Origin of the sequence: Kutzneria sp. CA-103260, from assembly GCF_018263855.1 — a bacterium.
Taxonomy (GTDB): Bacteria; Actinomycetota; Actinomycetes; order Mycobacteriales; family Pseudonocardiaceae; genus Kutzneria.
Genome location: NZ_CP073318.1, coordinates 2475545 through 2498252, shown reverse-complemented (window position 1 = coordinate 2498252; position 22708 = coordinate 2475545). Strand labels below are relative to the sequence as shown.

General features: G+C 70.8%; 23 protein-coding genes and 1 pseudogene. 14 read left to right on the top strand and 10 right to left on the bottom strand.

Annotation, left to right across the window (positions count from 1 at the left end):
- Positions 1–25: 25 nt before the first annotated feature.
- Together JJ691_RS10835 and JJ691_RS10830 are read right to left on the bottom strand one after the other, a co-directional pair.
- Positions 26–634, bottom strand: a complete 609-nt coding sequence (locus tag JJ691_RS10835) for a TetR/AcrR family transcriptional regulator (RefSeq protein ID WP_211768650.1) — start codon at positions 632–634, stop codon at positions 26–28.
- Between the two features lie 24 nt (positions 635–658).
- A complete protein-coding gene (locus JJ691_RS10830) occupies positions 659–1525 on the bottom strand; it encodes a helix-turn-helix domain-containing protein (protein WP_211768649.1) in 867 nt (288 codons plus the stop codon).
- A 653-nt stretch (positions 1526–2178) separates the two neighbouring features.
- On the opposite strand from JJ691_RS10830, the gene JJ691_RS10825 reads away from it, so the two are divergent.
- From JJ691_RS10825 to JJ691_RS10815, 3 genes are read left to right on the top strand one after another with little or no spacing between them, the layout of a single operon-like run.
- Positions 2179–3531, top strand: coding sequence for a metal-dependent hydrolase family protein (locus JJ691_RS10825; RefSeq protein WP_211768648.1), 1353 nt, complete (start codon positions 2179–2181; stop codon positions 3529–3531).
- Between the two features lie 19 nt (positions 3532–3550).
- On the top strand, positions 3551–4735 hold the full coding sequence (locus tag JJ691_RS10820; protein WP_211768647.1) for an alpha-hydroxy-acid oxidizing protein: 1185 nt from the start codon (positions 3551–3553) through the stop codon (positions 4733–4735).
- Between the two features lie 27 nt (positions 4736–4762).
- The gene (locus JJ691_RS10815) at positions 4763–5620 is read left to right on the top strand and encodes a trimeric intracellular cation channel family protein (protein WP_306291361.1); all 858 of its coding nucleotides are present in this window, start codon (positions 4763–4765) and stop codon (positions 5618–5620) included.
- A gap of 68 nt (positions 5621–5688) precedes the next feature.
- Here the strand turns inward: JJ691_RS10815 and JJ691_RS10810 are convergent, their stop codons facing one another.
- Complete coding sequence (locus JJ691_RS10810) at positions 5689–6267, bottom strand: TetR/AcrR family transcriptional regulator (RefSeq protein WP_211768646.1); 579 nt, start codon at positions 6265–6267, stop codon at positions 5689–5691.
- A gap of 90 nt (positions 6268–6357) precedes the next feature.
- Here JJ691_RS10810 and JJ691_RS10805 point away from each other — a divergent pair, with 90 nt between their 5' ends.
- Together JJ691_RS10805 and JJ691_RS53165 are read left to right on the top strand one after the other, a co-directional pair.
- Complete coding sequence (locus tag JJ691_RS10805; protein WP_211768645.1) at positions 6358–6804, top strand: DUF1772 domain-containing protein; 447 nt, start codon at positions 6358–6360, stop codon at positions 6802–6804.
- A 169-nt stretch (positions 6805–6973) separates the two neighbouring features.
- A complete protein-coding gene (locus JJ691_RS53165; RefSeq protein ID WP_442912720.1) occupies positions 6974–7192 on the top strand; it encodes an alcohol dehydrogenase catalytic domain-containing protein in 219 nt (72 codons plus the stop codon).
- 19 nt (positions 7193–7211) lie between these two features.
- On the opposite strand, the gene JJ691_RS10800 is transcribed toward JJ691_RS53165, so the two are convergent.
- A complete protein-coding gene (locus tag JJ691_RS10800) occupies positions 7212–7574 on the bottom strand; it encodes a VOC family protein (RefSeq protein WP_211768644.1) in 363 nt (120 codons plus the stop codon).
- A 94-nt stretch (positions 7575–7668) separates the two neighbouring features.
- Complete coding sequence (locus JJ691_RS53310) at positions 7669–7806, bottom strand: hypothetical protein (protein WP_211768643.1); 138 nt, start codon at positions 7804–7806, stop codon at positions 7669–7671.
- Positions 7807–8515: 709 nt separating this feature from the next.
- On the opposite strand from JJ691_RS53310, the gene JJ691_RS10790 reads away from it, so the two are divergent.
- Positions 8516–8914, top strand: coding sequence for a DUF6153 family protein (locus JJ691_RS10790; RefSeq protein WP_211768642.1), 399 nt, complete (start codon positions 8516–8518; stop codon positions 8912–8914).
- Between the two features lie 89 nt (positions 8915–9003).
- Entirely contained in the window at positions 9004–9651 is a 648-nt protein-coding gene (locus JJ691_RS10785) for a DUF305 domain-containing protein (protein ID WP_249227823.1), read from the top strand.
- Positions 9652–9723: 72 nt separating this feature from the next.
- On the opposite strand, the pseudogene JJ691_RS53305 reads toward JJ691_RS10785, so the two are convergent.
- The 3 genes and pseudogenes from JJ691_RS53305 to JJ691_RS10775 form a co-directional block, all read right to left on the bottom strand.
- Positions 9724–10020 (bottom strand): annotated as a pseudogene (locus JJ691_RS53305) (DUF6817 domain-containing protein); the annotation flags it as partial.
- A 33-nt stretch (positions 10021–10053) separates the two neighbouring features.
- Positions 10054–10482: an acyl-CoA thioesterase gene (locus JJ691_RS10780; protein WP_211768641.1), complete on the bottom strand. Its 429-nt coding sequence runs from the start codon at positions 10480–10482 to the stop codon at positions 10054–10056.
- Between the two features lie 18 nt (positions 10483–10500).
- The gene (locus tag JJ691_RS10775) at positions 10501–11313 is read right to left on the bottom strand and encodes a helix-turn-helix domain-containing protein (protein ID WP_211768640.1); all 813 of its coding nucleotides are present in this window, start codon (positions 11311–11313) and stop codon (positions 10501–10503) included.
- A gap of 399 nt (positions 11314–11712) precedes the next feature.
- Between JJ691_RS10775 and JJ691_RS10770 the strand changes: the two genes are divergently transcribed.
- Positions 11713–12888 (top strand): non-reducing end alpha-L-arabinofuranosidase family hydrolase, encoded by a 1176-nt coding sequence (locus tag JJ691_RS10770; protein ID WP_211768639.1) that lies wholly within the window; start codon positions 11713–11715, stop codon positions 12886–12888.
- Positions 12889–12965: 77 nt separating this feature from the next.
- Here JJ691_RS10770 and JJ691_RS10765 read toward each other — a convergent pair whose 3' ends face one another.
- Complete coding sequence (locus JJ691_RS10765; protein ID WP_211768638.1) at positions 12966–14576, bottom strand: phosphoenolpyruvate--protein phosphotransferase; 1611 nt, start codon at positions 14574–14576, stop codon at positions 12966–12968.
- 100 nt (positions 14577–14676) lie between these two features.
- Between JJ691_RS10765 and JJ691_RS10760 the strand changes: the two genes are divergently transcribed.
- The 6 genes from JJ691_RS10760 (at position 14677) to JJ691_RS10735 (ending at position 20408) form a co-directional block, all read left to right on the top strand.
- Positions 14677–15438 carry a DeoR/GlpR family DNA-binding transcription regulator gene (locus JJ691_RS10760; protein ID WP_211768637.1) on the top strand — a complete coding sequence of 254 codons (762 nt, stop codon included), beginning with the start codon at positions 14677–14679 and terminating at the stop codon, positions 15436–15438.
- Positions 15435–16379 (top strand): 1-phosphofructokinase, encoded by a 945-nt coding sequence (gene pfkB, locus JJ691_RS10755; RefSeq protein ID WP_211768636.1) that lies wholly within the window; start codon positions 15435–15437, stop codon positions 16377–16379. The genes JJ691_RS10760 and pfkB overlap by 4 nt, the downstream gene beginning before the upstream one ends.
- Positions 16376–16828, top strand: a complete 453-nt coding sequence (locus JJ691_RS10750) for a PTS sugar transporter subunit IIA (protein ID WP_211768635.1) — start codon at positions 16376–16378, stop codon at positions 16826–16828. The genes pfkB and JJ691_RS10750 overlap by 4 nt, the downstream gene beginning before the upstream one ends.
- A 1-nt stretch (position 16829) precedes the next feature.
- Complete coding sequence (locus JJ691_RS10745) at positions 16830–18281, top strand: PTS fructose transporter subunit IIC (protein ID WP_211768634.1); 1452 nt, start codon at positions 16830–16832, stop codon at positions 18279–18281.
- Positions 18282–18290: 9 nt separating this feature from the next.
- A complete protein-coding gene (locus JJ691_RS10740) occupies positions 18291–18566 on the top strand; it encodes an HPr family phosphocarrier protein (protein ID WP_211768633.1) in 276 nt (91 codons plus the stop codon).
- Positions 18567–18644: 78 nt separating this feature from the next.
- Positions 18645–20408, top strand: a complete 1764-nt coding sequence (locus JJ691_RS10735; RefSeq protein WP_211768632.1) for an RNA polymerase sigma factor — start codon at positions 18645–18647, stop codon at positions 20406–20408.
- Positions 20409–20485: 77 nt separating this feature from the next.
- On the opposite strand, the gene JJ691_RS10730 is transcribed toward JJ691_RS10735, so the two are convergent.
- Positions 20486–22408, bottom strand: a complete 1923-nt coding sequence (locus JJ691_RS10730; RefSeq protein WP_211768631.1) for a beta-N-acetylhexosaminidase family protein — start codon at positions 22406–22408, stop codon at positions 20486–20488.
- Positions 22409–22708: the final 300 nt, after the last annotated feature.

The window sequence follows — 22708 nt, the reverse complement described above, 5'->3', positions numbered from 1 at the left end:
CGCGCCGGACGTGCGTTTCAGCTCGTCAGGACGGCTCGGCGAGGCCACCGCTGACCTGACGGAAGGCATCGGCGAGCAGCACCACCAGCGGCTGCGGCGGGTTGGTCTGGATCCAGAACGAAATGGTCTGCATCTCGGTTTCGAGGGCGATGCGCGCCACGAGGTTCGGGTAGAGATCGCGGCGCGGGTCGGTGCCGGTGCGCTCGGCGACCGCTGCGGCGAGGTCGGTTCGCGCTTCGCGCATCCGTCGGGTCAGCGCGCTCTGCAGGCGGTCGTCGGAGAACACGGCGATCAGCGCTCGCAACGCCTCGTCCGGCTGGCGACTGGTCGCCGCGTCCCACCGGGTGAACGGCACGACGAGCGCGTCCGTCAACGCCGCCCACAAGGGCTGCTCCGGCGGCGCGTCGCGCAGCCGGTCGACGGTCTCCGCGATCCTGCCGACGTGGCGGTCGACGATCGCGTCCTCCTTGCTCGCGAAGTAGTTGCTGAACGTTCGTCTCGACACCCCGACCCGCTCGGCGATGTCCTCGACCCGCACCCCCGCCAGCCCGCGCTCCTGGGCCAGTTCGAGGGCGACGTCACCCAACCGCTCACGCAGGGCCAGCTTCTTGCGCTCCCGTAGACCCGTCGTCACGCGGCGAGGCTACCCCGATCTTGCTCAGTGCGCAAAATTGCCCAGTGTGCAATTCCGTGGGTTTGCGCGTGGTCGGTGGTCGTCCGGACCGGACCGGACCGGACCGGTCCGCTGCCTGGTCTCGTATGGGCTCTCGCCGAACCGGGCGCGGTATTTCCCGGCCAGGTGCTTGGCGTCGCCTACTGCCCAGCGGGCGCAGATGGTGGCCAGCGACAGATCCGGCCGATCGATGATCTCGGCGCGGCAGCGGTCGAGACGACGACCGCGGATGTGCGCCGCCACACTGTCCCCGGAGCGCTCGAAGATTCGGTAGACCGTGCGTGGCGAGACGTGGTGCGCGGCGGCGACCTGGCGGATATCGAGACCGGGATCCCGGAGCCGGGCCTCGATGTAGGTGATAATCCGGTCACGTAGGGCGACGGCGTCCGCCACAACGGCGCTCGGCAGCCCGGACAGCAGCGCGGTCATCAGGCCGTTCGCCGCGTCCGCCGCGGCGGCGAGGGCGGCGGGCGTGAGCGATCCGGCGACGTGGACCGTGGTCTCCACGTGGCGCAGCAGAAGAAGGCCGATATCCGTGATCGGCAGGGGCTTGCCGAGCGTCGGGGCGATGTGGCCGCGCGGCGCGAGATCGGCCGCCTCGGCGACGCCGACCACCCGGTTCGCGTCACCGCACTCGGCAGTGATCGGCAAATCTGAGGAGCACACGGTGTAGAACCCCGGCCGCAACTCCACGTCCGCGCTACCGTGACGAAGCCGGATCGGACTGTGCACCGGGGCGAGCAGGTAGGTCACCGGGTTGGCCGCGTCGTGGCTGTCCGGTTCGGACTCCCACACCTGCCCGCCGCGCGTCCGGGAGTCGATGTCCCAGAAGGACGTATACGAGGCGACCAACCGTCTGCTCGTGCGAAAACGGGCGCCTGCCACGCCGATCCGGGCTGCCCAGTTCAGGCTCCGGCGACCGACCGGGACGGTGAACCGGTGGCGGATCCCGTCCGCTGGTACGACTCCGTCCGATGCGATGTGTCGGAACCGGGTCTCGACACGCATGATCCCTCAGCCCGCCGTTCTCGGACAGTCCTCGGTGGACGTCGCCGGGTCGACCGGCACCAAGTGGAAGGCGACCCTGGGGACGCGATCCGGATCGAACAACACGGTGGACCTCCGGTCGGGCGGACCACCGTCACGCTAGGGCCGTCCGTCGCGGATTCGCATCACGCGAACGCGTAGTCCGGAACTCGGCCCGCTCGTAGTCCGACGATCATGAACGGCCGGGGCGGCGGGCTCGTGCTGTGCGGCGAGCCGGGAATCGGCAAGTCCGTCCTGCAGTCCCGAACCCAGCTCGCCCACCTCCTCCACCAGTCAGGTCTCCCGATCCCGCTCGCTTCCCACCCGACGAGCTGATCTCCGCCCGGCGCCGCGAGGTCCTGGTCACCGGACAGTGCCGTTGCTGGTCACCGGTTCCTGCCAGGACCGTCGTCGACCGGAGAAACCCTCCAGCCGCGTGCCTACGCTGCGAACGGAAACCGTGCGGTGTAGGAGGATCGGTGCAGGAGAGTTCCCAAGCGCAGCTCACGTCGTCCGGTGCGGCGACCTGGCTGCGCAACGTCCGAGTGTTCGACGGCGTCTCGGACCAGCTCAGCGAGCCATGCCACGTCCTCGTCCGCGGGAACGCCATCGCCCTGGTCGGCGACGACGGTGAGCAGGACGGTGCCGCGGCACCCGGCGAGCGGAACGTGCTGGAGATCGACGGCGCCGGCAACGTGCTGATGCCAGGCCTGATCGACGCGCACTACCACACCGCGTTCGCCTCCGTGTCGCTCCAGGAGCTCATGACGGGCGACTTGGGCTATTTGGGCATCCGGTCCGCCGAAGCCGCCACCGAGACGCTGCTGCGCGGGTTCACCACGGTGCGGGACGCGGGCGGGCCGGTCTTCGGCGTCAAACGCGCGATCGACGAGGGCCGGGTCGTGGGTCCCCGGATCTTCCCGTCGGGCGCGATGATTTCCCAGACATCTGGGCACGGCGACTTTCGCCAGCCGTACGAGGTTCCCCGTGGGGTGTGCGGTCACTTCGCGCACATCGAGATCGCCGGCGGCTCGGCGATCGCCGACGGGGTCAGCGAAGTGCTGCGTGCCACGCGCGAGCAGTTGATGCACGGCGCGAGCCAGATCAAGGTGATGGCGGGCGGCGGCGTCGCCTCCAGCTACGACCCGCTCGACGTCACCGAGTACACCGAGGTCGAGATGCGGGCCGCGGTCGAGGCTGCCGAGAACTGGGGCACCTATGTCACCGTGCACGCCTACACCGATCGGGCGGTGCAGCAGGCCATCCGCGCCGGGGTGCGCTGCATCGAGCACGGCCAACTGGTGACCGAGGAAACCGTCTCGATCATGGCCGAACACGGCACCTGGTGGAGCCTGCAGGCGTTCGGTGCGAGCGAGCAGCAGATCGCGAAGTTCGACCCCGCGCAGCGGGCCCGGTTCAGGCAGGTCGCCGAGGGCACTGACCGCGCCTACGCGCTGGCCGCCAAGCACGGCGTCAAGGTCGCTTGGGGCACCGACTTGTTGTTCGACCCGGCGGCCGCGGCCGGCCAGGGCAGCATGTTGGTCGCGACTCGACGCTGGCAGACGCCCTTCGAGGTGCTGCGCACAGCGACCTCCGGGAACGCCGAGCTGCTCGCGATGAGCGGTCAGCGCAACCCCTACCCCGGCGCACTCGGCGTGATCCGCCCCGGTGCCCTCGCCGACCTGCTGCTGGTGCGCGGAAATCCGTTGACCGACCTGGACCTGCTGGCCAGTCCGGACACCAGCCTGTCGCTGATCATGCGCGACGGGCGGATCCACAAGAACACCTGCCCGACCACGGACGACAGCGGTCCGCAGCCGGGCCAGCACTGAACCCAGGAGATCGACAATCGTGACCGACACACACCCGCACGCGTTCGGCGACTACCAGGACGCGATCTACTTCGACGGACTACGCGGCGTGGCGCCGACCCTGCCGATGCGCTACGCAGAGTTGGAAACCCGTGCCGCGCAGGCACTGCCACCGAGCGTTCTGTCCTATGTGGCCGGTGGCGCGGGCGACGAGGCAACCCAGCGCGCCAACGTCGACGCCTTCGGCCGGTGGGGGCTCGTCCCTCGCATGTTCGTCGGCGCCCGGCAGCGAGACCTGTCGGTCGAGGTGTTCGGCAGTACGCTGCCCGCCCCGGTCTTCCTCGCTCCGATCGGTGTCATCGGCCTGTGTGCACAGGACGGTCACGGCGATCTGGCCACAGCCGAGGCCGCCGCGCGTGCCGGCGTGCCGATGGTCGCCTCCACGCTCAGCGTGGACCCGCTCGAAACCGTCGCGGGCCGGCTCGCAGGGACGCCCGGCTGGTTCCAGCTCTACACCCCCACCGATCGAGCACTCGCCGAGAGCCTCGTGCACCGCGCCGAAGCAGCCGGATTCGGCGCCATCGTGGTCACTCTGGACACCTGGATCACCGGCTGGCGCCCACGCGACCTGGCCACCGCCAACTTCCCGCAGTTGCGCGGGCACTGCCTGGCCAACTACACCTCCGACCCGGTGTTCCGAGACCTGCTCGGCAAGGACCCCGAGCAGGACCCGACAGCCACCGTGCAGCTGTGGGCCCGCCTGTTCGGCAACCCACTCACCTGGGACGACCTGCCCTGGCTGCGGTCGCTGACCACACTGCCGCTGATCGTGAAGGGTATCTGCCACCCCGACGACGCCCGGCGCGCCCGAGACGGCGGCGTCGACGGCATCTACTGCTCCAACCACGGCGGCCGCCAGGCCAACGGCGGGCTCCCCGCGCTGGACTGCCTGCCCGGTGTGGTCGAGGCCGCTGACGGACTGCCGGTGCTGTTCGACTCCGGCGTGCGGTCCGGCGCCGACGTGGTGAAAGCCCTCGCGCTCGGTGCCACCGCAGTCGGCATCGGCCGCCCATACGCCTACGGCCTAGCCGTCGGCGGCACCGACGGACTGGTGCACGTGCTGCGCACGATCCTCGCCGAAGCCGATCTGATCATGGCCGTGGACGGCTACCGGACCCGCGCGGACCTCACCCCGCAGGCCCTGCGACCGGTCGCGCGCACCTGAGCCACCCGCACCACCCCCGAGACTGAGATGTTCCTCGATGTACTGCAACTGGTCGCGGTTGGAGTGTTCGCGACCTCCGGTGCGCTCGCGGCGGTGCGCGCCCGCCTTGACGTGTTCGGCGTCGCCGTGGTCGGCACGACCACCGCGCTCGGCGGCGGCGTGATCCGGGATGTCATGCTCGGCGTGCACCCGCCCGCCGTGCTGCAGAACTGGCCGTTTCTCGTCGTGTCCGCCTCGGTGTCGCTGATCGTGTACTGGCTGCACCCACACATCGGCTGGGTGCGGCAGGCGATGCTGATCGCCGATGCCGTCGGGCTCGGCCTGTTCGTCACCTCCAGCACCGCTGACGCCTTGGCGCTGGGCGTGCCGAGGTACGACGCGTGGATCATCGGGATGACCGGCGGAATCGGCGGCGGGGTGCTCCGCGACCTGGTCCTGCGCGAGGTCCCGTTGGTGCTGCGCCGCGACATCTACGCCCTCGCCGCGCTGGCCCGGCGGTGTGTTGGTGGTCGCGGCGGACTGGCTGCGCGTGCCGTCCGGGCCTGCTGCGGTGGTCGCGTCGGCGGTCGTGGTGCTGATCCGGCTACTGGCCATTTGGCGCGGCTGGAACACACCGACCGCCGACGGCTCGCTTCCGTCACCGTAGGCAGGCGCTTCGACGCCTACTACCCCGGCGGCGGTTCCCTCGCGAGCGTGGGCGGAGCGTGCCGACGACACCCGCCAACACGAGATCGAGGCCCTCCCGAAACTCCCGCTCCGGATCCTTCCCGGCAACCAGCGTCGATCGCGCCAGCGTCGGATTCTACTCTCCGGCAATGGCAGCCATGTCCTCCACTGCTTGACGAGGCCCGGCGGTCTGCGGCTGCGCCGTGTCGGCGCGAGTGACCGGAAGCAATGCCGCAGGCAGGCAGCGGGTCCGGGAACCCCGGCTGCGTGCCCCCTGGGGCGGTGCGTCAGACCATGGCGAGCCGGTCCACCAGCAGCTCCATCCTTCGCTCGGTGTCTTCCGGCGGGAGCCGTCGCGCCCGGGTCAGGGTGGCCAGCCCGTGCAGGGCCGCCCAGAACACCTCGGTGAACAGTCCCGGGTGGACGCCGTCCCCGGCGACCTCGCCGAGGCTTTCCAGCAGGGCGGCGAAGGCGTCCTTCAGAGGTTGTGGGGTGTCCTCGTTCGCGAAGGCCAGGCCGCCGTCGAGCTGGAACAGGGCGTCGTAGACCGCCGGGTTGCGTGCGGCGAAGTCGAGGTAGCTGCGGGCGAGGGCGGTGACCCGGGTGCGGGGGCCGTCTGCGGCGGAGGTCGCGGCCCGCAGCGCCGCGGCCATCTCGGTGGCACCGTCGAGGGCGACGGCGCCGATGATCTCGCGTTTGCCTCGGAAGTGGCTGTAGAGGACGGGCTGGCTGTATTCGATGCGCTCGGCGAGCAGGCGGGTGGTGACCGCATCCCAGCCCTGCTGCTCGGCGAGTTCGCGGGCCGTCGCCACGATGAGGCGTTCGCGGTCCGCCTGTTCGCGCTGCCTGCGTTCCTGTACCGACATCGGCGGATCCTAGCACTGCTAGACAATCGAGCAACGCTAGTACTAGCGTTGCCTTATCAGCTAGCAACGCTAGATTCCTGGAGGGGCATCATGCTTAGCACGCTCGAGGTCGTCACCATCGTGGTCGTGGGCCTAATGGTGGGGGTGGAGTTCTCCGTCGCCTTCGTCATCAATCCGATCCTCAACGGACTCCCCGACGACAGCGCCCAGCGCGGCCGCGCCCACGGGGGCCGGATGCTCGGCGCGCTCATGCCGTTCTGGTATATAGGCTCGCTCGTCCTGAGCGCGGTCTGGGCCATCGCCGGATGGCACCACCCGGGCACCGGCCTCGTCGTCATCGCCGGCGCGCTGCTGATCGTGAGCGTGATCATGTCGATCCTGCTGCTCGTCCCGATCAACAACCGGGGCAAGACGTGGACCCCCGAGAACCGGCCCGAGGACTGGAAGGAGCAGATGAACCGTTGGGACCGCTACCACTACGTCCGCGTCGCCGTCATCATCGCCGCCTTCGCCCTGCTGGCCGCTGCCCTCGTCTGAGCTGTCGCGTAGTCGCCTGTGCGGCCCGTCCAATGAGCAACGTCGCCTCGTGTGATGAGGGTCTGCGGGTGATCGGGAGCGAGGATGGCCAGCCGGTCGGTGAGCAACTCGGTGAATTCGGCCGCGGCGCCGTTTGGGTCGCAGGCCTCGCCGGTTGTGAGACAGGCACTTGCCGGACCACCCGCACCCGCCCGCCGCGGAGAACAACGTCATCGTGCGGGTGTGCGCGGCCGGCTTCACCTCCGGCGAACTGGATTGGCCGGGAACCTGGACAGACCGAGCCGGCCGCGATCGGACTCCCTGCGTGCCCGGTCACGAGTTGTCAGGCGTCGTGGCGGAACTCGGACTGTGTGACGGTTCGGACGTTCCCGGCCGGGGCGGATTCTGACCCCAGCAGGTCGAGCCAGTCATGCTTGATCAAAGCAAAGGCAGAAGGGGTGTCCGGCGGGGTCGAACATCACCCGGACGTTCTCCTGCGGCTGGAACTCCGCCACGGTAGCTCCCAAGGCCACCGCCTCGGCGACGGCCGAGTCGAGGTCTCCGACCTGGAAGTCGAAGTGCATCATCGGGCGCTGTTCCCCGTCGATCGGAGGCCAGACCGGCGCCCGATAGCCATCAGCCTGCTGGAACACGAAGAACGGTCCTTGTGGGGAGGCAGCGACGATCGCCGTTCCCGGCTCCTCGTGTCCGATGTGCCACCCGAGGAGCTCGGCGTAGAACGTCGCCAGACCACTGGGGTCCGGCGCCTCGATCGTCGTCCCCCACCACATGCCACCCGTTCGAGATCTCATGCCAGTAGCCTGCCTCATGATCACGGTCCTGTCGCGTGGGTGACCCGGCAGCGGCCGACAGCCGTGCACGATTTCAGGCGGCGGTGGGTTGCGTCCGTTCGACCAGGATGCCGTTCTCGAACCTCGCGCCGGAACGAACCAAGGCGACCAGGTGGGCTCCAGTGATCGCCCGCCAGCGGGCCTGGGGTGACTCGACGAGCTTGAACACCATTGCCAGGGCCGCAGCGGGGCTGCCGGCGCCACGAGTGACCTTCGTCCGCAGCTCGACCGTGGAGAACGTCGACTCGATCGGAGTTGTAGATCTCCTGCTTCACCTTCGTCGCACCTGGCTGTGCGGACTTCGGAGGACAGTTTGTGGCATTACGGGCTTTGTGGACCCAGCAGCGCGGGTGCCGGGCAGCCGGGAAGGAGAACTGCTTTCGCTCGCCGGTGGCGCGTCGATACGCCGGTCGTTGACGCGCGGCGCGGTGACCACGGTGCGGGCCTGGTGGTGACCGTTGCGGACCACCAGGCGTCGTCCGCGCTGCCACATCAACTTCCTCGCCACGGCCGGAACGGCCCACGACTGGGCCGCGAGCGACCCCGACGTCACCGGTGTCGTCCCTCGGCCAGGACCAGGCGCCGGCCGCTGGCAGCGCCGAATTCGACGCTGCTGAAGGGGAATGCCTGCCACGACCACCACCGCGGTCCTCGCCATCGACGATTTCCGCGAGCGTGGGTTCACCCGGGCACCGACCCTGCTCCCCGCACGCGATGGCCAGTCACGTAGGACATGCCGACCACAACCACAGCCGCGACCGCCACGGGGCATGACCACATCGGTGAACCACGTGGCCGCCCACCCCGTACCCAATGTCGTGTCGGCGACACCCGATCACCCCGGCGCGGTGAGCAGACGGCGCGGGGCTTACGGTGGAGGCGTGGTTTCCTCGGCGCGTCCGGCAGCCCTGCGATGGGCATTGCTGGCCGCGCTCGTGTTCGGGCTGCTGTGCATGCACAGCCTGGTCGCCCACGACCCGGGGCACCCATCCCACGAGTCGGTGACGATGGCGGGCGCGTCGGCGCAGGGCATGCCGGTGGCGGACTCGCCGTGCTGCCCGGACCACGACTCGTCCGGGCACGGTCACGACATGATGCACCTGTGCCTCGCCGTGCTGGTCGCCGTTGCCGGTCTGGCCATCGGGTGGCTGTTGTGGCGGCGTGGTCGGACTGCTGCCGAACGTGGTGGCCGGCAGACGATGACTGCGCGGTTCGGGCGGGGGCCACCGCCTCTGTGTGTCGACGATGTTCTCGCGTCTCTGTGTGTCCTGCGGCTGTGACAGGACCAGTGCCACGTGTCGCCTTCCGAGCGGCGCGCCGCACATCGAGTCCCAGGCCGAAAGACGACTTGAGATCGTGAGGACCAATCGTGACCAGCAAGACCCTGGTCGGGGCGGCGCTTGCCGTCCTGGCCCTCGGCACCGTGCTCACCGCGTGTGGCGGCAACACCACCAGCGGCATGGCGGGGATGACCAGCACGACCACCTCCGCCGCCCAGCACAGTGATCACAGCAACGCCGACGTCTCCTTCGCGCAGCAGATGATCCCGCACCACCAGCAGGCGCTCGCCATGGCCAAGCTGGTGTCCAGCCGCACCACCAACGCCAAGGTCACCGACCTCGCCGGCCGGATCGAGAAGGCCCAGGACCCCGAGATCCAGCAGATGACCGCCTGGCTGAACCAGTGGGGCGCGGCATCGGCGACCACGAGCACGGGCGCCATGCCAGGTATGAGCAGCACGCCGACCACCTCGACCATGCCGGGCATGGGCGACGGTCAACCGATGCCCGGCATGATGAGCGACGCCGACATGGCCAAACTGCAGGCCCTCAAGGGCGGCGACTTCGACACGATGTGGCTCCAGATGATGGTGCAGCACCACCAGGGCGCCATCGACATGGCCAAGACCGAACTCACCCAGGGCACCAGCGCCGACGCCAAGACGCTGGCCCAGAAGATCATCGACGGCCAGCAAGCTGAGATCACCGAGATGAAGGGCCTGCTCGGACAGAGCTGACCTCCGGCTGACAACGGTGGGCGCTGGGAATCCCGGCGCCCACCTGCGTGCTCGCCGTTGCCGACCTAGTCGTCAGCGCGAAGGCCGCAGTCCAGCGACGGTCACCCTTTGGTGACGGTGATCTCCATGAACGCCCGCACCGCGACGTAGTCGGGGAAACGGTTCCGCCGGTGAACCGGTCATGAAACACGATGGGCTCCGTGGCGGGTAGGTGCGGCGGCGGTCGCAGCTGCCGTATAGGTAGACCAGCTGTTCCGCTTGCGGGCCAATGGCTTCGGTCGGTGTGTCGCGTTCGGACAGTTCAAACAGGACGTTGTCGAAGCCGTCCGTGCCGTAGGCGGCGTGACACAGCCCGGCGAGCTGAACGTCCTCGTCGTTGCCGGCGCCGCAACAACTCGCGGATCATGCCAACCCCAGCAGCTCGGGCTTGGCGGCGATCCGCCGCCAGTGCCGGGTCGGGTCGGCGACCAGGCGCCGCCGGGTCAGGTCGAGCAGGCCGGACACGCTCTCGATCTCCGCGGCTACCGTGCCGTCCGGTCGGAGAAGCCGCTGCACGACCCGGGAAGTCTTGCCCTCGCCCCAGTGGAACGCGCATGACACCTCGACGTCGTCGCCCGCGGTCAGCTCGCTCCGGAACCGGACCGTGGTCTCCAGGTTCACCGGGCCGATGCCCTGCGCCCGCAGCCGGTTCGGATCGATCCCGGCGGCCGACAGACAGACCCAGCGGGCGTGGTCGCCGTAAGCCAGATAGGCCGGGCCGCGCACGTGACCATTGACATCCAGGTCATCACTGCGCACGGCGATCGTGGTGCGGAACGGGTCGAAGCTCATGCCCTCGATCCTGCATCCTCACGGTCGCCGTGTCTGGAACCTTTCGGACACGCCGTCCTGCCGGGACCAGCTGCGGATCATCGCCGCCGGCGAGGACCCGCCCAGCCGCCGGCATTCCCGGCCCAAGTGGGATTGGTCGGCATAGCCCAGGTCGGCCGCCACCGCCGCCAGTGAGGTTCGGCCGGCCGCCAACGCCGGAATCCGGCGCACGAACCGGTTGAACCGCAGCACCCGATGCAGCTGCTTCGGGCCGCAGCCGACCTCGTCGCGCACCCGCCGGCGCAGACCGCGCTCGCTGATCCCCAGGTCATCGGCCACGTTTTCGACGCTCGCGGCGGTCACGCCCAGCCCGCGCACCGCCGCGTACGCCGACCGCTCCGGCTCGAACCCGGCCGCCAGCCGCTCGGCGATCAGCATCTCCAGCACCCGCCGCTGTGACGTGCTCGACGCCAGCATCTCCTCGGCCCGCCGAGCCGTGTCGCCCCACAGCGTGGTCAAGGGAATCCGCCCGGTCGGCAGCTCGGACATCGGCACGCCCAACACGCTGCCCGCTCCGCCGCAGCGTAGCCGCAACCCCGTGCTGCGCCCGGCCGCCGGCAACAACCAGCGCACCGGTTCACCGCCCGTGGTCACCAGGGTCAGTTCCGTGTCCTCCCAGACCAGGTCGGCACAGCCGTCCGGCAGGATCCTCAGGTTCCTCGACCACCCCGCCGAGCCGTGCCACGTGCAGGCTACGGCTGCCGCGACCGCGCGGGCCGGCACGAACTCCCGGTACACCGACCGGGCGCCGGCCGGCTCGGCTGCTGCCCAGGACCGCAACGGAATTCCCACCGGACCAGGATGGCACGTGGCGGACGCGGGTCCGCGTCGACACCGGCCGTGATCGCGATCCCAGCGCCGGGCTGATGGACTCCCAGACCGTCACGGGCGCCGACACCGGAGGAAGATCAGGCTGGTGCGGCGTACTCTGTCCGCGCGTGTCGGTAACTTTCATACCCCAGCTGTCCTTTGTGGACCTGGGATTGTGGCCTTGAGGTGGCAAGGCCACCCGGCCCGCCGTCCGGGGCCCGGGTTACCTGGGCGCACGGATTGACAACGCTTCTCGCAGAAGTCCAGGCTGGCGACGCATGTTAGCGATAACAGTCGTCTCGCTCACGGGTCTTCCGATGTGGACGTGCAACGGCGGGAGCAACCAGAAGTGGACCTGCAGCTGACTGGGAGAAGGTCGTCATGAACAGAGGAAGCACCCGCCGCAGGCGTCGATCCCTGATCGCTGTACTCGCCGCCGCGGCGATGGTCGCGGCGGGGGTGATGCTGGGGACCAACACGGCCCTGGCTGACGTCGCCGGCGCGCTGCACGGTGTCGGTTCGGGTCGGTGCCTGGATGTGCCGAACGCCAGCCAGACCGACGGTACCTACCTGCAGATCGATGACTGCTCGGGCGGTGCGAGCCAGCAGTGGACGGGTCTGTCGACCACGCCGCCGACCGGAGGAGGCGGCAACTGCTCTCTTCCCTCGACGTATCGCTGGACGTCGACGGGTGCGTTGGCGACGCCGCAGCATGGGTGGGTCTCGCTCAAGGACTTCACCAACGTCGTCTACAACGGCAAGCACCTCGTCTACGCGTCGAACGTCTCGGGATCGTCGTACGGCTCGATGGCCTTCAGTCCCTTCACGAACTGGTCCGACATGGCCTCGGCCGGCCAGACCGGGATGAGCCAGGCCACGGTGGCGCCCACGCTGTTCTACCTCGCGCCGAAGAACGTCTGGGTGCTGGCGTACCAGTGGGGTGCCTGGCCCTTCATCTACCGCACGTCGAGCGACCCCACCAACCCCAACGGCTGGTCCTCGCCGCAGCCGCTGTTCACGGGCAGCATCTCCGGCTCCGGCACCGGCCCGATCGACCAGACCCTGATCGGTGACGGCTCGAACATGTATCTGTTCTTCGCCGGTGACAACGGCAAGATATACCGGGCGAGCATGCCGATCGGGAACTTCCCGAGCAGCTTCGGCTCGTCGTACACGACGGTCATGAGCGATTCGACGAACAACCTGTTCGAGGCGGTCCAGGTCTACAAGGTCCAGGGCCAGAACCAGTACCTCATGATCGTCGAGGCGATGGGCGCGCACGGGCGCTACTTCCGCTCGTTCACCGCCAGCAGCCTGAGCGGTTCGTGGACCCCGCAGGCCAGCAGCGAGAGCAACCCCTTCGCGGGCAAGGCCAACAGCGGCGCCAGCTGGACCAACGACATCAGCCACGGTGACCTGGTCCGCAACAACCCGGACCAGACCATGACCATCGACCCCTGCAATCTGCAGTTCCTCTACCAGGGCAAGTCCCCCACCGCTGGCGGCCCCTACGACCAACTGCCGTGGCGGCCGGGTCTCCTGACGCTGCAGCACTAGCCAACCCCACCTGACCGACACCTCCTTCCGGCGCCCGGCGCCGAGCGATAGCAGCAGACGACGGTTGGTGGACCTTCTCACCTTCGGCGCGGGGCCGCCTCCGGATCGGCGGCGGCCACCGCGTCCGTCGCGCGGTCGCGGCACGCCTTGAGGTCGACACCAGCCAGGGCCGTGCCCACCGCCGGTAGCGCCACGGAATTCATCGACAGGCTGGTCAGCCCGAGCCCAGCCAGCACCGGGGCGAGCGCGGGATCCGCCGCGGCCTCCCCGCAGACGCCGGCGGGCTTGCCGGCTTTCGACGCGGCTTCGGCGACCATCGCGACCAGCCGGAGCAACGCCGGCTGCCACGGGTCGTTCAACGCGGCCACCGCGCCAAGTTGCCGGTCCGCGGCGAACACGTACTGGGCGAGGTCGTTGGTGCCGATCGAGACGAAGTCGACCTCCGCGAGGATTTCGGTGGCGGCGAGCGCGGCCGCCGGAACCTCGATCATCACCCCGACCCGGGCGATCCCTGCGGTCCGGGCCCGCTCGGCGAACCAACGGGCTTCGGCGGCGGTGGCGACCATCGGCGCCATCACCGACACCTCCGCGCCGGTGTCCGCCGCGGCGGCGATGGCGGACAGCTGGCGGTCGATCAGGTCGGGACGCTGGAACGCGACCCGCAGGCCGCGGACGCCGAGGGCCGGGTTGGGCTCGTCCGCCGCGGGCAGGAACGCCATCGGCTTGTCCGAGCCGGCATCCAGCGTCCGGACGACGACGGGCTTTCCGGCGAACGGCGCGAGCACCGCCGCGTAGGCTGCGCGCTGGTCGGCGACCGTCGGTTCGCCGGTGGCGGCGAGGTAGCAGAACTCCGTGCGGAACAACCCGATTCCTTCGGCTCCCGCCGCCACGGCCGCGCGAGCGTCGGCCGCAGATCCGACATTGGCCAGCAGCTTGATCGGGTGACCGTCGGCCAGCTTGCCGACGCCGTCCCACTGCTGCCGCGACCTGGGCCCGGCGGCTCGCACGCTTCCATCAGAAACCTCGACAGTGCCGGCGTTTCCGTCGACTTCCAGGCCCGGCGCGTCGAGGCCGAGCACGCCGGCGCACGCGACGACGGCCGGAATGCCCCGGGCCCGAGCCAAGATGGCGGTGTGGCTGGTCGGCCCGCCCTCCTCGGTCACAACGGCGAGCACCCGGGCCGGATCCAGCCCGGCGGTGTCGGCCGGGGCGAGGTCCCGCGCGACAAGCACGCTGGGCGCGGTCAACTCCGGCACGCCCGGCGGGGTCACGCCGAGCAACTCGGCGACGATCCGGTCGCGGACGTCCGCGACGTCGCGTGTCCGCTCGGCCAGGTACCCGCCGGCCGCCCGCAGCGCGGCGATGAACTGCCCGGCCGCCTCCCACACCGCGCGCGGCGCGGGCAGCCCGGGTTCGGCCACGAGCCGCTCGGCGGCCCGGACCAGGGCCGGGTCCTCGGCCATCGCAGCGGTGGTCACCAGGACAGACCGGGCGTCACCGGACACGGAACGGGCACGATCGGACAACCGGGCGGCCACCGTCGCCGCGGCGGGCCCGATCCGGCCCGCTTCGGCCACGAGATCGCCGGGAGCCGGCCCGGAGGCGGGTTCTGCCAGCTCAGCGGCCACAACCGCGACCGGTCCTCGGGCTCGACCGGGGCTGACTCCGACTCCACGCAGACACGTCACGGCGACCTCCGGAAGGAATGATCTAGTAACTGGGGATTGACAGTAAGGTAACAACGGGCACAATCAAACGACAACAGGCAGATACTGGAGGGGAACGGGCATGTACGCCGCCGAACGGCATCAGCTCCTGGCGCAGCGAGCACGGCGAGACGGCCGGGTCGACGTGGCCGATCTGGCCGCCGAACTGGGCGTCGCGCCCGAGACGATCCGCCGCGACCTGGGCACGCTCGAACGCCAGGGCCTGGTGCGCCGCGTCTACGGCGGCGCGGTCGCCATCGACCGACTGGACTTCGAGCCCGAGGTCGCCCAGCGCGACCAGACCAACGCCGCCGAGAAGGACGCAATCGCCCGGGCCGCGCTGGACCTGGTGCCCGACCGCGGCTCGGTGCTGCTCGACGCCGGCACCACCACCAGCCGACTGGCCACGCTGCTGCCCACCGACCGCGACCTGACCGTGATCACCAACTCGATCCCGATCGCCTCGATCCTCGCCACCCGTCCCGGCGTCACCCTGCACATGCTGGGCGGCCGCGTCCGCGGCACCACGCTCGCCGCCGTCGAATCCTGGACCCTGCACGCCCTCGGCGGCCTGCTCGTCGACGTCGCTTTCCTCGGCACGAACGGCTTTTCGGTCGAGCACGGCTGCACGACGCCGGACATCGCCGAGGCGGCGGTCAAGGCGGCCGCGGTCACCGCCGCCCGCCAGCGCGTCCTGCTCGCCGACCACAGCAAGTACGGCGCCGACCAGCTCAGCCGCTTCGCCACGCTCGCCGAGATCGACGTGCTGGTCACCGACCGCGGCCTGGACGCCGGCGTCGTCTCCGAACTGGAGGACGGCGGGCCGCAGGTGGTGCTCGCATGATCGTCACGCTGACGCCGAACCCCAGCCTCGACCGCACGGCGACGGTGCCCGAGCTGCGCCGCGGCGAGGTCCTGCGCGCCTCCCGCGTGCGGCTCGACCCCGGAGGCAAGGGCGTGAACGTGGCTCGCGCGCTCACCGCGGCCGGCACGCCGACCGTCGCGCTGCTGCCCGCAGGCGGCACGGTCGGCGATCGGCTGGCCGATCTCCTTGCCCCGGAAGGCGTTCCGGTCGTCGCGGTGCCGATCGCCGGCACGACCCGCAGCAACATCACCATCGTCGAGGCGGACGGCACCACCACGAAGATCAACGAACCGGGCCCGGAGATCTCCCCCGCCGAGCTCGCGGCTCTCGAACGCCGGGCCGTCGAACTGGCCGGCCGCGGCAGCTGGCTGGTCTGCTGCGGCAGCCTGCCCGCCGGGGTGCCCGCCGACTTCTACGCCCGCCTCACCCGACTCGCCCACGAGGTCGGTGCCCAGGTCGCCGTCGACTCCTCCGGCGCACCGCTGGCCGCCGCCTGCACCGGCGGGCCGGACCTGCTCAAGCCCAACCTCGACGAGCTGACCGAACTCGCCGGCCGGCCGCTGCCGCTGCTTGGCGACGTCGTCGACTTCTGCCGCGAACTCATCGACGGCGGCGTCGGCAGCGTGCTGGTCAGCCTCGGCGCGCGCGGCGCGGTGCTGGTCGACGCGGCCGAACCCCACCACGCCGCCGGCCCGCTGGTCGCTGTGCGCAGCACCGTCGGCGCCGGAGACGCCGCACTCGCCGGATTCCTGCACGCGGGCGGATCCGGCCCTCAGGCCCTGCGCACCGCGGTCGCCTACGGCACCGCCGCGGTCACCCAGGAGGGCAGCCGCATGCCCACCCCACAGGACGTGCACGCGGACGCGGTCCGCCTGTTCGCCGCCGACCCCACCGTCAACCTCAGCGGAGCCGCCGCATGACCATCACTGACCTGATCAGCGCCGACCTGGTCGACCTCACGCTCGACGCCCCGGATCGGCGCACCGCCGTCCGCTCGCTGGCCGAACGCCTCGTGCGCGCCGGCCGGGTGACCGACATCGAACTGTTCCTCACCAACATCGAGGCGCGCGAGGCGCAGATGGCCACCGGACTCGAAGGCGGCATCGGCATCCCGCACTGCCGCTCGGCCGCGGTCACCGCACCGACCCTCGCCTTCGGCCGCAGCCCGGCCGGCGTCGACTTCGGCGCGCCGGACGGCCCGGCCAAGCTGATCTTCCTCATCGCCGCGCCCGAAGGCGGCGGCGCCGAGCACATGACCGTCCTCGCCGCGCTCGCCCGCCGCCTGGTGCGCACCGAGTTCAAACAGACCCTGCTCGACGCGAGCGACGCGGCGGCGGTCGCCGACTACGTCCGCCAGGAGGTGTCCTGACTTGAAGTTCGTCGCCATCACCGCGTGCCCGACCGGCATCGCCCACACGTACATGGCCGCCGAGTCCCTGGAGCAGACCGCGAAGGCCAACGGGGACACCGTCGTCGTCGAGACCCAGGGCTCGGCCGGGTCGACCCCGCTGTCCGCCGAGGACATCGCGGCCGCCGACGCGGTCATCTTCGCCGCCGACCTCGCCGTGCAGGGCCGGGAGCGGTTCGCCGGCAAGCCGATCGTCGAGGCGCCGGTCAAACAGGCCATCAACGACGCGGCCGGGCTGTTCGAACGGGCCAGGGCCGCGGCTGCGGCGGGCGTGCCGTCGCCGGCCGCCGGTCCGGAGCTGACCACGAAGGTCGGCGCCAACGACCGGCTCGGCACGCGGATCCGGCAGTGGCTGATGACCGGCGTCAGCTACCTGATCCCGTTCGTCGCCGCGGGCGGGCTGCTGATCGCGCTGAGCTTCGCGCTCGGCGGCTACCAGATCACCAGCGCGCCGAAGGTCACCGAGCACTTCGACGCCGGGTCCGTGGCCGGCTGGGCCGCGCTGATGTTCCAGATCGGCAGCGCCGCCTTCGGCTTCCTGGTGCCGGTGCTGGCCGGGTTCATCGCCTTCGCCATGGCCGACCGGCCCGCGATCGCGCCCGGGTTCGTCGGCGGGGCGGTCGCGGTGACCGTCGGCGCCGGCTTCCTCGGCGGCCTCGTCGCCGGCCTGCTCGCCGGTGGCGTGGTGATGGCGCTCAAGCGCGTCCAGGTGCCCAAGGCCGTGCGCGGCATCATGCCGGTCGTGGTCTACCCGCTGCTCGGCTCGATCGTCGTGGGCGTGCTGATGTACGTGGTCGTCGGCAAGCCGATGGCCGCCGCGACCGACGGGCTCACGCACTGGCTGAACAGCCTCAGCGGGGTGAGCGCGGTCCTGCTCGGCGCGCTGCTCGGCCTGATGATGGCCTTCGACATGGGCGGTCCGGTGAACAAGGCGGCCTACACGTTCGCCGTCGGCGGCCTGACCACCGGCGCCACGGGGTCGCTACAGATCATGGCCGCGGTGATGGGCGCCGGCATGGTGCCGCCGCTGGCGCTGGCGCTCGCGTCGACCGTGCGCAGGAAGCTGTTCACCGAGGCCGAACGCGAGAACGGCCGGGCCGCGTGGCTCCTCGGCGCGTCGTTCATCACCGAGGGCGCGATCCCGTTCGCCGCCGCCGACCCGTTCCGGGTCATCCCGTCGATGATGCTCGGCTCGGCCGTCACCGGCTCGCTGTCGATGGCCTTCGGCGCCACACTGCGGGCCCCGCACGGTGGCATCTTCGTCCTGCCGCTCATCGGCCGCCCGCTGCTGTTCACGCTCGCGCTGCTGATCGGCACCGCCGTCTCCGCCGCCGCTGTGATCCTGCTCAAGCAGCTGCGGGTACGGACCGCCGACCCCGCCACCGCCGTCACCGCCACACCGGTCAACGCCTGAGGAGTCCTCGTGTACCGACGCCGAACCGCCGTCGCCGCCAGCATCGGGCTGCACGCCCGCCCGGCCGGGCTGCTCGCCCAGGCGGCCGCCAAGTCCCTGGCCCGCGTCCGGATCGCCAAGGTCGTCGACGGCGCCGCGGGCGAGCCGGTCGACGCGGCCAGCGTGCTCAGTCTCATGACGCTGGCCGCGGGTCACGGCGACGAAGTCGAACTCAGCGCCGACGGCGACCATGCCCGCGAGGCCGTCGACGCGCTCGTCGCGCTGCTCGAACAGGACCTCGCCTGACCCGCCACTTAGTGTTATCCGGCTTGCTCCGGTCCGTCTCCTGGGTACGGGCAGGATGACAACGAGGAGCGAGGGGCCGTGGGGAAACACCCTGGAACCGCGACGGTGGTGGCGGCGCGGGCCGGCGACCAGGCGGCGCTGGACGAGTTGGTGGCGGGCTATCTGCCGCTGGTCTACAACATCGTCGGGCGGGCGCTGGCCGGGCACGCCGACGTGGACGACGTCGTGCAGGAGACGATGCTGCGCGTGGTGAACGGGCTCGGCCAGCTGCGCGACCCCGCCAGCTTCCGCTCCTGGCTGGTGGCCATCGCCGTACGGCAGGTGCGTGACCACGGCCGCCGCACCGCCCAGGCGCCGGCGGGCGAGCTGGCGCCCGACGCCGCCGACCCCGGCTCCGACTTCGTGGATCTGACGCTGTTGCGGCTGGAGCTGTCGGGGCAGCGGCGCGAGGTCGCCGAGGCCACGCGCTGGATCGACGACGGCGACCGGGAGCTGCTGTCGCTGTGGTGGCTGGAGGCGTCCGGCGAGCTGACCAGGGCCGAGCTGGCCGGGGCGTTAGGCATCACCCCGCAGCACGCCGCCGTGCGCGTCCAGCGGTGCAAGGCCAGGCTCGAAACCGCGCGGACCGTCGTTCGGGTCCTCCGCGCGCAGCCACGCTGCGGCGAGTTGGCGCTGGTGCTGCACGACTGGCACCGGCGGCCCGACACCCTCTGGCGCAAGCGCATCGCCCAGCACACCAGGGACTGCCGGCGTTGTGAACCGGCGTGGCGGAACCAGGTGCCGGCGGAACGCCTGCTCGCGGGCCTCGCGCTGGTGCTGCCACCCGTTGCGTTGCTGCCACGGGTGCTGGCGACGAGCGCGTCGCCGGCGCGTCCGCCGCAGGGGTGGCGGGCGCTGCTGTCGAAGCCGGTCACCGCCGGTGCCGCGGCGGTGGTGGCCGTCACGGTGGGCACCGCCGTGTACGCCTCGACCGGCGGCGCCCCGACAGCGCTGCCGGCAGCACAGGTCGCCGACGCCCCACCGACTGCCACCTCAACGTTCCCGACCGGCACGTCGTCGACGTCATCGGCCGCCAAGCCGTCGGCGACCGTGCTGCGCGCCGGCACGACACAGGCGTCGTCGAGCGCGGCCGCGCCGTCCGGGCCACGGTACGGGAGCGTGGTGGACACCGTGGACAAGGCGCCGAATCCGTTGACGCCGCCGAAGGCGCTGCCGGTACGGCCGGCCAAGCAGGTCGCGGCGGTCGGCGGCCAGTACGCCAACCCGCAGAAGGGATGGATCGGCGGGACGTATGTGATGATGCGCCGCGGCGACCACGTCGTGCTGAGCGGCCGCGGGTACATCCGGGTGCGGTACGAGATCGCGTGGTTCAACCGCCCCGGCGGGATGGTGATGCCGACGTGGACCGGCCTGACGGGCAAGCTGTTCCATGTCGCCTCCGGCGGGCAGCGGCGCATGGACGACACGCACCCCGGCAGCCCGGCGAACTACACGTGGATGGGCCAGCCGACGGTGGGCAGCAGCGGCCCCGCCGCCGGCTATGTCGTCCTGCCGCCCGGCGCCCAGCAGATGTGGCAGAACGAGTACTTCTACCTCGACGGCGAAGTCACTCTGAACAACAACGAGCGTGGCGCGGACTACAACATCACCGCCACACCGGTCACCTGGAACGACGTGACCGCCGACATCACGACGCCACCGCCCACCGGCGCGAAGGGCGGCTGGGTCCGGTACGGGCTGGTGCGGGACACCGGCGACGACGGAACTCCGGTGCCGCAGTACCTCACCCGCGCCACCCCGGCCGATCCCGCGCAGGTGCCGCAGCAGTCCAGCGTCGGCTGAGGGCCGGGCGAATCCCACGACGTCGGCCGCCTTGCCGGCCAAGGACATCACCGTTCTCATCGGCCCGCACAGCGCCGCTACATCGTCGGCGCGGCCTTGAGGAAGACGTCCAGCACGCCGTCGGCCACCCTGATCGCCCCCTGGGGGCGGGTAGTGCCGGGGATGGTCTGGATGGCGGCGGCCTTGCCGGCCAGGCTCGCGGACGCCGCGAACTCCCGTTGCGCCTGGGAGTTCGCGCCGACCGCCTTGAACCTCAGGCCGCTCAGGGTGTGTTCGAACGCCCGACCCCACAGCTGGAGCGCATCCAGCCAGGGAGCGGTCTCGGTCAGGAAGGCCGCGTCGGTCACATGGGCGCGGATCTGGGCGCTGGCGGTCGCCAGCACGTCGGCGTAGCCGCTGAGCTGGGCGACCGCGGCCTGTTTGTCCGTCGGCCACGCCTTGTCGAACGCGTCGATCTTCGCGGCGAGCACGGGGGCCTGCGGCTGCCAGAAGGTGTCGCCGAAGGTGGGCGCGGCGTGCTCGGTGTCGAAGAAGGCCAGCAGCGCGGTGGTGGTCGCCGGGTCGCCGTGCGAGAAGTAGTCAGCCGCCTGGACCCAGGTGCGCTGCGCATCGTAGTTCTCGTCGTTCCAGGTGAACGAGGCCGCGCCGAACTCCGCCACCTTGCTGGCCGACGCCTGGTTCATCGGGTTGATCACCAGGCCGGACAGCTCGTCGTGCAGCCCGGCCTCCCGCTTGTCGTACGGCGCGAGCAGCAGCCGGCCGGTGGTCTGGCCGTAGTCGTCCACCGGGTAGTTGTCCCAGACGAACACCTTGCGGCCCCACACCGTGTCGGCCGCCCGCGCCTGGGCCACGGTGATGGACGGCGGCACCACGTCCGTGCCGGTCCACTGCACGACGATCCGCGGGTCCAGGTTCTCCCGCAGTTCCTTCTTGTACGGGGAATCCGTCAGGTCGGAGTACTCGGTGGGCACGAACTGCAACGGTTGGGCGCCGGCGTGCGCGTCCAGGAAGCCGTGCTGCACGGTGTTCAACAGGTCGACCTGGGCCGCGGCGGCAGCACCGGCCGAGGGCGCGCCGTACTTGGTCTGGTCGGCCGCGCAGTTCCAACTGGTGTAGCTGATGTCGTCGAGCGAGACGTAGAAGCTACGCACGCCGATCGCGTAGACCGAGGCCAGCTTGTTCTCCAGCGCGGTGATGTCGCTCGGATCGCTGTAACAGATGGACAACCCGGGAGCGAGCGCGAAGGTGAACCGCACGTGGTTGGCCTCGGCCGTCTGCACCAGTTGGCTCAACTGGGCCAGGTTCGCCGCGGGGTACGGGTCCCGCCACTGGTCCCGCAGGTAGGGGTCGTCCTTCGGGGTGTAGACGTAGGTGTTCATCTTGAGCCGGCCGTACATGGCCAGCTGGTCCAGCCGGTCGGACTGCGACCAGGGCGCGCCGTAGAAACCCTCGATGGTGCCGCGCAACGGCATCAGCGGGTAGTCCACAATGGACACCGAGGCGATGCGGTGCGGGCCGGTGAGCTGGCTGAAGGTCTGGGCCGCGTAGAAGACGCCGTCCGGGTCGTTGCCGGCGAGCACGGCCAACCGCCCCCGGTCGGCCAGCGAGTACCCCTCCGCGGGCAGCGTGGTCGGCACCTGGCCGCCGACCGAACGGAGCGCGGTGGCCACCGCGGCATCGCCCATCAGGCCGACGACGACGGCCAGCCCCGGGCCGGGCCTGGCGCCCAGGTCGGCGAAGGTCACCCTGGTGGCCCCGGCGGCGGTGAGCGCGGTCGCGACGACGTTTTTGGTCGCCGCGTCCGCCCCGTTGCCGACCAGCACCGTCGCGGGCCCGGCCACCGGTAGCGGCGCACCGTTCGCGGCCTCCTGGTGCGGTGTCGGCGTGATGATCGGCAGCTGTGTCCCAGCTGTCGAGGTCGGGCCGGCCACGGCCGGCGCAACGGCGCACAGCAGGATCGCTGCGGCAAACACCGCACCGGGCAAGGGTTTCCACCGCATGCGGCTGCCTCCTCGTCGGGCCTGGTGGCCTCGACCAGCTTGGTCTGAACCACCAGCGAAGGCAAGTGTCGGTGAAATGTCAACCGCACCACGCTGCCGTCGCCGCCCAGCCTGCCAGCGATCCCTCCGCGAACAGGCACACGCATCGCGGCGACGTCGTCGGCCGTCAGGTGATCCTGTTGCCCCGAAAGGTTTCGCCCCTTCCTCGCCGGCCCACCGGTGGCCGCGCCCCAAACCGTCCGTCACACGGGCGTGCTACTCGGAATCGGGTTCCAGCGCTGGCGTACCGGTTCGGGATTG

Excerpts from the sequence above, each read along its gene's own strand:
- JJ691_RS10815 (WP_306291361.1), top strand. The coding sequence starts at position 4,763 with ATGTTCCTCGATGTACTGCAACTGGTCGCGGTTGGAGTGTTCGCGACC.
- JJ691_RS10810 (WP_211768646.1), bottom strand. The coding sequence starts at position 6,267 with ATGTCGGTACAGGAACGCAGGCAGCGCGAACAGGCGGACCGCGAACGC.
- JJ691_RS10805 (WP_211768645.1), top strand. The coding sequence starts at position 6,358 with ATGCTTAGCACGCTCGAGGTCGTCACCATCGTGGTCGTGGGCCTAATG.
- JJ691_RS10800 (WP_211768644.1), bottom strand. The coding sequence starts at position 7,574 with ATGTGGTGGGGGACGACGATCGAGGCGCCGGACCCCAGTGGTCTGGCG.
- JJ691_RS53310 (WP_211768643.1), bottom strand. The coding sequence starts at position 7,806 with ATGGTGTTCAAGCTCGTCGAGTCACCCCAGGCCCGCTGGCGGGCGATC.
- JJ691_RS10780 (WP_211768641.1), bottom strand. The coding sequence starts at position 10,482 with ATGAGCTTCGACCCGTTCCGCACCACGATCGCCGTGCGCAGTGATGAC.
- JJ691_RS10770 (WP_211768639.1), top strand. The coding sequence starts at position 11,713 with ATGAACAGAGGAAGCACCCGCCGCAGGCGTCGATCCCTGATCGCTGTA.
- JJ691_RS10760 (WP_211768637.1), top strand. The coding sequence starts at position 14,677 with ATGTACGCCGCCGAACGGCATCAGCTCCTGGCGCAGCGAGCACGGCGA.
- pfkB (WP_211768636.1), top strand. The coding sequence starts at position 15,435 with ATGATCGTCACGCTGACGCCGAACCCCAGCCTCGACCGCACGGCGACG.
- JJ691_RS10750 (WP_211768635.1), top strand. The coding sequence starts at position 16,376 with ATGACCATCACTGACCTGATCAGCGCCGACCTGGTCGACCTCACGCTC.
- JJ691_RS10730 (WP_211768631.1), bottom strand. The coding sequence starts at position 22,408 with ATGCGGTGGAAACCCTTGCCCGGTGCGGTGTTTGCCGCAGCGATCCTG.